The 8,850-nt window shown below is 49.2% G+C and carries 10 protein-coding genes; 9 read left to right on the plus strand and 1 reads right to left on the minus strand.

Translation table 11 applies throughout. The features are described from left to right. The 9 genes from CNE01S_RS25665 to CNE01S_RS23440 form a co-directional block, all read left to right on the plus strand. Positions 1 to 185 (plus strand): hypothetical protein (locus CNE01S_RS25665; RefSeq protein ID WP_218009458.1); only part of this gene is annotated, 185 nt, incomplete at its 5' end. A 478-nt stretch (positions 186 to 663) separates the two neighbouring features. Then, a complete protein-coding gene (gene phoH, locus CNE01S_RS23405) occupies positions 664 to 1,452 on the plus strand; it encodes a phosphate starvation-inducible protein PhoH (protein ID WP_008455641.1) in 789 nt (262 codons plus the stop codon). A 265-nt stretch (positions 1,453 to 1,717) separates the two neighbouring features. Continuing rightward, positions 1,718 to 2,041: a PTS sugar transporter subunit IIB gene (locus CNE01S_RS23410; RefSeq protein WP_008455640.1), complete on the plus strand. Its 324-nt coding sequence runs from the start codon at positions 1,718 to 1,720 to the stop codon at positions 2,039 to 2,041. 92 nt (positions 2,042 to 2,133) lie between these two features. Next, on the plus strand, positions 2,134 to 3,492 hold the full coding sequence (gene chbC, locus CNE01S_RS23415) for a PTS N,N'-diacetylchitobiose transporter subunit IIC (protein WP_061279014.1): 1,359 nt from the start codon (positions 2,134 to 2,136) through the stop codon (positions 3,490 to 3,492). A gap of 55 nt (positions 3,493 to 3,547) precedes the next feature. Then, complete coding sequence (gene chbA, locus CNE01S_RS23420) at positions 3,548 to 3,898, plus strand: PTS N,N'-diacetylchitobiose transporter subunit IIA (protein WP_061279016.1); 351 nt, start codon at positions 3,548 to 3,550, stop codon at positions 3,896 to 3,898. Between the two features lie 11 nt (positions 3,899 to 3,909). Further along, positions 3,910 to 4,746, plus strand: a complete 837-nt coding sequence (gene chbR / locus CNE01S_RS23425; protein WP_038473811.1) for a transcriptional regulator ChbR — start codon at positions 3,910 to 3,912, stop codon at positions 4,744 to 4,746. Between the two features lie 90 nt (positions 4,747 to 4,836). Continuing rightward, positions 4,837 to 6,180, plus strand: a complete 1,344-nt coding sequence (locus CNE01S_RS23430; RefSeq protein ID WP_061279018.1) for a 6-phospho-beta-glucosidase — start codon at positions 4,837 to 4,839, stop codon at positions 6,178 to 6,180. A gap of 45 nt (positions 6,181 to 6,225) precedes the next feature. Then, complete coding sequence (gene chbG / locus CNE01S_RS23435; RefSeq protein ID WP_061279020.1) at positions 6,226 to 6,987, plus strand: chitin disaccharide deacetylase; 762 nt, start codon at positions 6,226 to 6,228, stop codon at positions 6,985 to 6,987. Positions 6,988 to 7,088: 101 nt separating this feature from the next. Then, on the plus strand, positions 7,089 to 7,436 hold the full coding sequence (locus tag CNE01S_RS23440; protein ID WP_061279022.1) for a nitrous oxide-stimulated promoter family protein: 348 nt from the start codon (positions 7,089 to 7,091) through the stop codon (positions 7,434 to 7,436). Positions 7,437 to 7,728: 292 nt separating this feature from the next. Here CNE01S_RS23440 and CNE01S_RS23445 read toward each other — a convergent pair whose 3' ends face one another. Then, positions 7,729 to 8,640, minus strand: a complete 912-nt coding sequence (locus tag CNE01S_RS23445; protein WP_061279024.1) for a zeta toxin family protein — start codon at positions 8,638 to 8,640, stop codon at positions 7,729 to 7,731. Positions 8,641 to 8,850: the final 210 nt, after the last annotated feature.

The following is an 8,850-nucleotide window of genomic DNA, read 5'->3' on the forward strand; positions in this document are numbered from 1 at the left end:
CGATGAGAGCCGGGAACAAGGGCGTGGCTGTGAGACTTGCAGCGGCTGTGACGTTCAGCTTGGTTGCGGGTTTAAAGCGAGGCACGGTGGCAGCATATAAAACAGGACTGGAAGTGAATGGAACCTTAGCCATTCTTCAGAGCAGGTTATGTAAATTTTCATTTGCTAACAATTCACCCTCCTGATTATTCATTGTCATTCCCTATGACTATCCCGCTGATATATTTCTGTAATATTGATGTGCGAAAACGTTACACAGCAGCGGATTACGATTAAACGTTACTTAAACGTGAAATTTATGTTGCGTTTTGGGTGGTGTTTGTTGTACTTAAAGCAAGAGCGGTAGTTCCCTGCTGTGACGTTTAATCACTACGGAGATCGCGAATGGTTGGGTCCTGTACTGGACGGTTACTTAAACACTTTACCCGCACTACCCAGCGCGGAGGCCTCTCCTCCGGCTTCGCTATCTTCACCGCTAAATTTCCCCATTCAGAATCAAATCAGCGTCCTAACGGTGCGTCAGGCGACGTTTCGCGTTCGTTTAGCGCACCCTCTCAACCGGCAGTTAATGGCTTACAAGGAAGCCAAACCTCATCCGTTAGTGAGCATAATCGCGCCTGTCCTGGCGGCGCGGGCAATGAAACCAACTGTAAGGTGCCATCCATGGGAAGACAGAAAGCTGTGATCAAAGCTCGTCGTGAAGCAAAACGTGTGCTGAGACGGGATTCACGTAGCCACCGGCAGCGTGAAGAGGAATCGGTCACCACGCTTGTGCAGATGAGCGGCGTAGAATCGATAGGCATGGCGCGCGACAGCCGCGACCATTCACCTATTGAAGCGCGTAATGAAGCTCAGGCGCATTACCTTAATGCCATCGAGAAAAAGCAGCTGATATTTGCTACCGGCGAAGCCGGCTGTGGCAAGACGTTCATCAGCGCGGCGAAAGCCGCTGAGGCCCTGATACATAAGGATGTCGACAGGATTATCGTTACCCGTCCGGTGCTGCAGGCCGATGAAGATCTCGGCTTCCTCCCCGGGGATATTTCAGAGAAGTTCGCCCCGTATTTCCGCCCGGTGTATGACATCCTGGTGCGACGTTTAGGGTCGTCTTTTATGCAGTATTGCCTGCGGCCTGAAATTGGTAAGGTTGAGATTGCGCCGTTCGCCTATATGCGCGGACGTACTTTTGAAAATGCCGTGGTTATTCTGGATGAGGCGCAGAATGTCACCGCAGCGCAAATGAAAATGTTCCTCACCCGCCTTGGGGAAAATGTGACGGTTATCGTCAATGGCGATATCACGCAGTGTGACTTACCCGCAGGCGTGCCGTCCGGTTTAAGTGATGCATTGAACCGTTTTGAAGAAGATGACATGGTCGGCGTTGTTCGCTTCGGTAAACAGGACTGTGTGCGTTCGGCCCTCTGCCAGCGCACCCTGAACGCCTACGACTGACGGTCTTCAACAATTTAGTGAAAAGCCCAAACTTCGGTTTGGGCTTTTTTATTTGCGCGAATTATTTGGCCAAACTGTGAAGAGGGTCATAACACCAGGTCAAGGAGAGACAATTTATGAGACCCAGGAATTATCTCTCAAGGGAAACCATGCCGTATACTTTCCTCAAGCAGAGACAATAGTCTCGCCCCACAAACCCGCTTTGGAACAGCAACAATACGTCACGGAAGTCCGTTACAGCGTATTGAGACTTGAGGAACAACTTATGCAAAAGAAAAAAATTTACCTGTTCTGCTCCGCTGGGATGTCAACCTCGCTGTTAGTGACCAAAATGCGAGCGCAGGCCGAAAAGTATGAAGTTCCGGTAGAAATTGAAGCTTTCTCTGAGTCTTTGGCCAGCGAGAAAGGGAAGCATGCGGACCTCGTGTTACTCGGGCCACAAATTGCCTACATGCAGGCAGATATCAAGAAATTGTTGCCCACCAAGCCTGTAGAAGTTATCGATTCTGCTCTGTACGGTAAAGTCGATGGGCTGGGTGTGTTGAAAGCGGCTGTGGCAGCAATTAAGAAAGCAGCGGCCGAGAGTTAATTTTTTATTCTTGTTTTGTTTAATTTTCCGTCAAAGAGCGACTTACACCTACAGCCGTAATATTAATTACGGCTTTCAAGGATATTTATAATATGAGTAAAGTCATTGATTCACTTGAGAAGGTTCTCCTGCCTTTTGCTGTAAAAATAGGAAAGCAGCCTCACGTTAATGCCATTAAAAACGGTTTTATTAAATTAATGCCATTAACCCTCACAGGGGCAATGTTTGTTCTGATCAACAACGTATTCCTGAGCTTCGGCGCAGGGTCATTCTTCTACTCGTTAGGCATCCGTTTAGACCCCGAGACCATTGAAACCCTGAATGGGTTTAAAGCTATCGGCGGCAATGTGTACAACGGTACGTTGGGCATAATGTCGCTGATGGCGCCTTTTTTCATTGGCATGGCATTGGCTGAAGAAAGAAAGGTCGATCCTCTGGCAGCGGGCTTATTATCCGTAGCAGCCTTTATGACCGTTACGCCTTATAGCGTGGGCGAAGCCTATGCCGTGGGCGCTAACTGGTTAGGCGGCCAGAATATTATTTCCGGTATGATTATCGGTCTGGTTGTCGCGGAACTGTTTACCTTTGTGGTACGTCGGAACTGGGTTATCACCCTGCCTGACAGCGTACCGGCTTCGGTGTCCCGTTCGTTCTCTGCGTTAATTCCAGGCTTCCTGATTCTGTCTATCTTCGGGATCATCTCCTGGGCGCTGTCTCACTACGGCAGCAACTTCCACCAGATCATCATGGACTCCATTTCGACTCCGCTGGCGTCAATGGGTAGCGTGGTTGGCTGGGCATACGTCATTTTCAACTCCCTGCTGTGGTTCTTCGGTGTTCACGGTTCTCTGGCGCTTACCGCACTGGATAACGGCATCATGACCCCGTGGGCGCTGGAAAACGTCGCGCTGTACCAGCAGTACGGTTCCGTAGAAGCCGCTATCGAAGCGGGCAAACAGTTCCACTTCTGGGCGAAACCAATGCTCGACTCCTACATCCTGCTGGGGGGTTCTGGTGCAACGCTGGGTCTGATTATCGCTATCTTCATCGGCTCTCGCCGTGCCGATCATCGTCAGGTAGCTAAGCTGGCGCTGCCGTCAGGCATCTTCCAGATTAACGAACCGATTCTGTTTGGTCTGCCGATCATCATGAACCCGGTCATGTTCATCCCGTTCGTTGCGGTACAGCCGATTCTGGCCGCGATTACCCTGATTGCGTACTCCATGGGCATCATCCCGCCGGTCACCAACCTGGCACCGTGGACCATGCCTACCGGCCTGGGCGCCTTCTTCAACAGTAACGGCAGCGTCGCTGCTCTGCTGGTGGCGCTGTTCAACCTGGGTGTTGCAACGATGGTTTACATGCCGTTCGTTATCCTGTCCAACAAGGCACAGGCGGTTATTGAAGAAGAAGAAAGCGAAGAAGATATCGCTAACGCATTGAAATTCTAAGTTCAAAGGGGGGAGGGAACGCCTCCCCCGTTTTCAGAATCCGGGGAGCAGCATTATGTTTGATTTAGACAACGTCGTTGAAACTGAAGTGGAAGTGGACGATCTCGAAGAAGTGGTGATGGGCTTAATCATTAACTCTGGTCAGGCCCGCAGCCTTGCCTACGGTGCGCTGAAAAAGGCCAAGCAGGGTGACTTCTCCGGGGCTAAAGAGATGATGGACCAGTCCCGTACCGCGCTGAACGAAGCGCATCTGGTACAGACTAAACTGATTGAAGGCGACCAGGGCGAAGGCAAAACCAAGGTCAGCCTGGTGCTGGTGCACGCTCAGGACCACCTGATGACCTCGATGCTGGCTCGCGAGCTGGTCACCGAGCTGATTGAATTACACGAAAAAATGGACAAGTAGCAGGTCAGCATATGCAGCCAGAGATAGACAATATGGAAATCAACATTGTTCGTGAAAGCCAGCTGTTTAACGGCAAGTGTTTCCATGCGTTTATCTACACCAAAGAAGAGAGCGTGAGCGGGCTGCATCAGCATGACTACTACGAATTCACTATCGTGTTGACCGGGCGCTATTACCAGGAAATTAACGGTAAGCGCGTGCTGATGGAACGAGGCGATTTTGTCTTTATCCCCGTCGGTTCCCACCATCAGAGTTTCTACGAGTTTGGTGCGACCCGGTTATTTAACGTGGGGATCAGCCAGCAGTTCTTTGAGCAGCATTATATGCCGCTGCTGCCGTCACATCTGGTGGCTTCGCAGGTTTACCAGATCAAGGATGAATTCCTGACGTTTATGGAGTCGGTGATTGCCTCGTTTAATTTCCGTGAAGGGGAATTTAACGAGTTTCTCGAAATGGTGAGCTTTTATGTCGTGAATCGACTGCGCCATTATCGTGAGTCGGAAAATCAGGATGATATTCCATTGTGGTTAAAATCCACCGTTGAAGGGATGCATGACAAAATGCGTTTTGGTGATAAAGCCTTATTAAACATGGTCGCGCTTTCGGGTAAGTCGCAGGAATATTTAACGCGCGCCACGCAGCGCTATTATGGCAAAACGCCGATGCAGATTATTAATGAAATCCGCATTAATTTTGCCAAGAAACAGCTGGAAATTACTAACGCGTCGGTGACCGATATTGCCTTCGAGTCCGGCTATAGCAGCCCCAGTATGTTTATTAAGAACTTTAAAAAGGTCACCTCTTTTACGCCAAATAGTTATCGGAAGAAATTGTACAGCATTAATTAAGGTGCTGGTTTATTACCACGGTCAATATTGCGTTTTTATTAACTTATTCAATTTTCTAAATACGGCGCGTGGCGCTGTACGGGAGCCTATATGACTAAGAAATTAAAAGTTGTTACTATCGGTGGCGGCAGCAGCTATACCCCAGAATTACTTGAAGGTTTTATTAAGCGCTACCATGAATTACCGATTACCGAACTTTGGCTGGTGGATGTCGAAGCCGGTAAAGAAAAGCAGGATATTATTTTCAATCTTTGCCAGCGCATGATTGAGCACGCCGGCGTACCGATGACGGTACACAAGAGCCTCGACCGCCGTGAAGCGCTGAAAGACGCAGATTTCGTCACCACCCAGCTGCGCGTTGGCCAGCTGAAAGCTCGTGAGCTGGATGAGCGTATTCCCCTGAGCCACGGCTATCTTGGCCAGGAAACCAACGGCGCGGGCGGCCTGTTCAAAGGCCTGCGTACCATTCCGGTCATTTTCGACATCATCAAGGACGTGCAGGAAATCTGCCCGGATGCCTGGGTTATCAACTTCACCAACCCGGCCGGCATGGTGACCGAGGCGGTATTCCGCCACACCAACTTCAAAAAATTCATCGGCGTATGCAACATCCCTGTTGGCATGAAGATGTTTATTACCGACGTGCTGAAGCTGACGCCAGAAGATGATCTGGGCATCGATCTCTTCGGTCTGAACCATATGGTGTTCATCAAAGATGTGCTGGTGAACGGTGAGTCCCGCTTTGCCGAACTGCTGGACGGCGTCGCCAGCGGCAAACTGAGCGCGAACTCGGTGAAAAACATCTTCGATATGCCGTTTAGCGAAGGGCTGATTCGTTCTCTCAACCTGCTGCCGTGCTCTTACCTGCTGTACTACTTCAAGCAGAAAGAGATGCTGGCTATCGAAATGGGCGAGTTCTACAAAGGCGGGGCGCGTGCTTCCGTGGTGCAGAAGGTCGAGAAACAGCTGTTCGAGCTTTATAAAGACCCTAACCTGGATGTGAAACCGAAAGAGCTGGAACTGCGCGGCGGGGCTTACTACTCTGACGCGGCATGCGAAGTGATCAGCGCTATCTACAATGATAAGCAGACCGAGCACTACGTAAACATTCCGCACCACGGCCACGTAGACAACATTCCGGCCGACTGGGCTATCGAAACGACAAGCATCATCGGTCGTGATGGCGCAAGACCACACCCGCGCGTGACCCATTTCGATGAGAAAGTGATGGGGCTGATTCATACCATCAAAGGTTTTGAAGTGGCGGCAAGCCATGCGGCGCTGAGCGGTGAGTTCAACGACGTGCTGCTGGCGCTGAACCTGAGCCCGCTTATCCACTCGGACAAAGATGCGGAAGTGATTGCCAAAGAGATGCTGCTTGCTCACAAAGCCCATCTGCCAAACTTTGCCAAAGCTATCGAAAAACTGGCTTAATGTCTTGCCCTCCCTGGACGGGGAGGGCCACTCAAGAGGGATGCTATGGATCGCTTACTGATCATCAATGCCGATGACTTTGGCCTGAGCAAGGCGCAAAACTACGGCATCATCGAAGCGTTTCACCACGGCGTGGTGACGTCAACCACCGCAATGGTTAACGCTGAAGCCATTAAACACGCCGCCGGGTTGTGCGCTCGCTACCCGGGGCTGGGCGTGGGCATGCACTTTGTGTTGACGCTGGGGCAGCCGCTAAGCAACATGCCGGTGCTGACTCGCGAAACAGGCGTGCTGGGCAAGTGGATTTGGGAGATGGCGGAGCAGGGGCAGTTAGACCTGGACGAGATCAAACGCGAGCTGGAAAGCCAGTATCAGCGCTTTATCGATATTTTTGGTATTGAACCGACTCATCTTGATAGTCACCATCATGTACACATGATCCCGGAAATTTTCCCCATCGTTTCGGCGTTTGCCAGTGCGAAAGGGATCCCGCTGCGCGTGGATCGCGATGTCGCCGCCCGGGATAATATTTCGCTGACCGGCGTACGGACTACGCAAGGATTTAGCAGCGAGTTTTATGGCGACGCGATTTCTGAAAACCTACTGCTGGAGTGCGTGGATGCTTCAGCTAAGCGTGAGGAAGCCTCGTTGGAGGTGATGTGCCACCCGTCGTTTGTGGATAACACAATACTGAAAAGCAACTATTGCTACCCGCGTCTTGCGGAGCTTGAAGTGCTGACCTCTGCGGCACTTAAGTACGCGCTTGCCGAACGAGGCTACCGCCTGGGCACCTTCCGCGACCTCTAGCCCCAATTCTCCCTTCGGCCCTTTGTCGGTAAGGTGTATTATAATTGCATCTTATCGACAATTATTGGCCGTGCGTTTTACCGGTCAATCAGGTACTGCCCATGTCCGGAAAACGCATCCAGCGCGAAAAGCAAACCATCGCTAAAATGCTGACGCTCTATGAGCGCCAAAATCCCTCCGCCAGCATCGAGCCTGGCCACTATCAGCGGCTTTATGAATATGCTGCCAAAAGGCTTGAACGCTGCGCTTTTGGCGAAGAGAAACCCGCCTGCAAGCATTGCCCGATCCACTGCTACCAGCCTGTAAAACGGGAAGAGATGAAGCAGGTAATGCGCTGGAGTGGCCCGCGAATGCTGTTTCACCACCCGATTCTGACCGTGCTTCATTTAATTGACGACCACCGGCCTGTGCCGCCGTTGCCGGAGAAATATCAGCGTAAGAGGATATAGATGGGAGACGCAATTTCCAGTTGCAGGTGCTAAAGTAGGAGTTATATGACAAAACTCTGATGGCTTTGGGCCATCAGAGTGGGCTTTCAAAGTTCGTAATCTGAATAATGAGAACGGGCAACCGATTCTGGCGTGTTAGACAGAACGCGTCGAGATGCCTTTTTCTCGCTTAACTCGACATTGTAAATTTCGGCTATGTTACGCTTACGAATGTCAGCCCGCGTATCGACTGGGTTTGTACCTTGGTGGGAGATATTAGCACTTGCGGTCGGCCGAAGAGGTTTTCTCTCACTCATAAACATTCTCCTGTGGTAGCAAAAATCCTCTCTACTGGACTGCCTGGCGAAGAGTCCAGTCTAATAGGGTGCAGCCCTTCTGTATTGATTTTACCATAAGAATCCCATTCTGGATCGTTCTTTGTTCTATGATAGGTCAGTACGGGGTCATTAGCATATCCATCAAATACCAGGCCTAAAGGGACATATCGTTGATCTTTGAGAAAACGGTCTAAAGCTCTGGAGGTTGCGACTTCACGCTTTACACTGACAAGAACTAAATGGACTTTATAATTAGAGTTTTTTAGGAAGTCTCTTTCTTCTCTAATATCATTTAAAGATTGACCAATAGTTGGGATTACAATGTTGGCTTTGTGATACAAGCATGCACCTAACAGGTTTTTTTCTTTTTCTGTTTTGTTTGAACTGCGAACGATAGCACTAGATTCTTTATGAACGGTGTTTGCACCAAAAATAAAATACTCAGGGAGTTTTAACTTTGCATAATCCGGATCGATAATATAAGCACCAAAAGCATCAGCTATTTTGTTGGCGATAGATGATTTACCGCTAGCTGGTAAGCCGGTAACAATGATAGCCTGAGATCCTTTTATTAGGTTTTCTGGTTTAGCTCCACCGACACCAAGCTTTATATCATTGTCATTTGTTAGTCTTGTTTTTTGAAATAACTCTTCAAAGATAATGTTTCTCAATCGAATGCAATCTTGATCACTGGAGTAATCAGGGTGACGGAATTTTTCATCATTCAGGGTTGAAAAATGTTGCGGGACTGTATCTATCAGTAATTCTTCCTTTAATATTTTCAGGACAGTATTTCCAAATTCTTTATTGCTATAAGCCAAACAGGATTTAAGAAATTCCTCGACCAATTTTTTTTCATTCAAAGGTCTTGCGTATAGTTGTGACATTTTTCCCAGCTCTTTGGTTTTTTTATAAGGCGCCAAATATTATTGCAATTAATATTTAAATTATATATTGATAAAGCAATTTTATATGAAAAAGATGAGACTCGGATCGCATAGTTATATAAATATGCTTGGGGTATCACTCGCGCCGTCCATGGCGCTCGCTCTGCAGGTTGCCGGAGGCAATGCAAAACGGCTGTCCTGCCGTTTTGG

This window comes from Cedecea neteri NBRC 105707 = ATCC 33855 (genome assembly GCF_001571265.1).
Lineage (GTDB): Bacteria > Pseudomonadota > Gammaproteobacteria > Enterobacterales > Enterobacteriaceae > Cedecea > Cedecea neteri.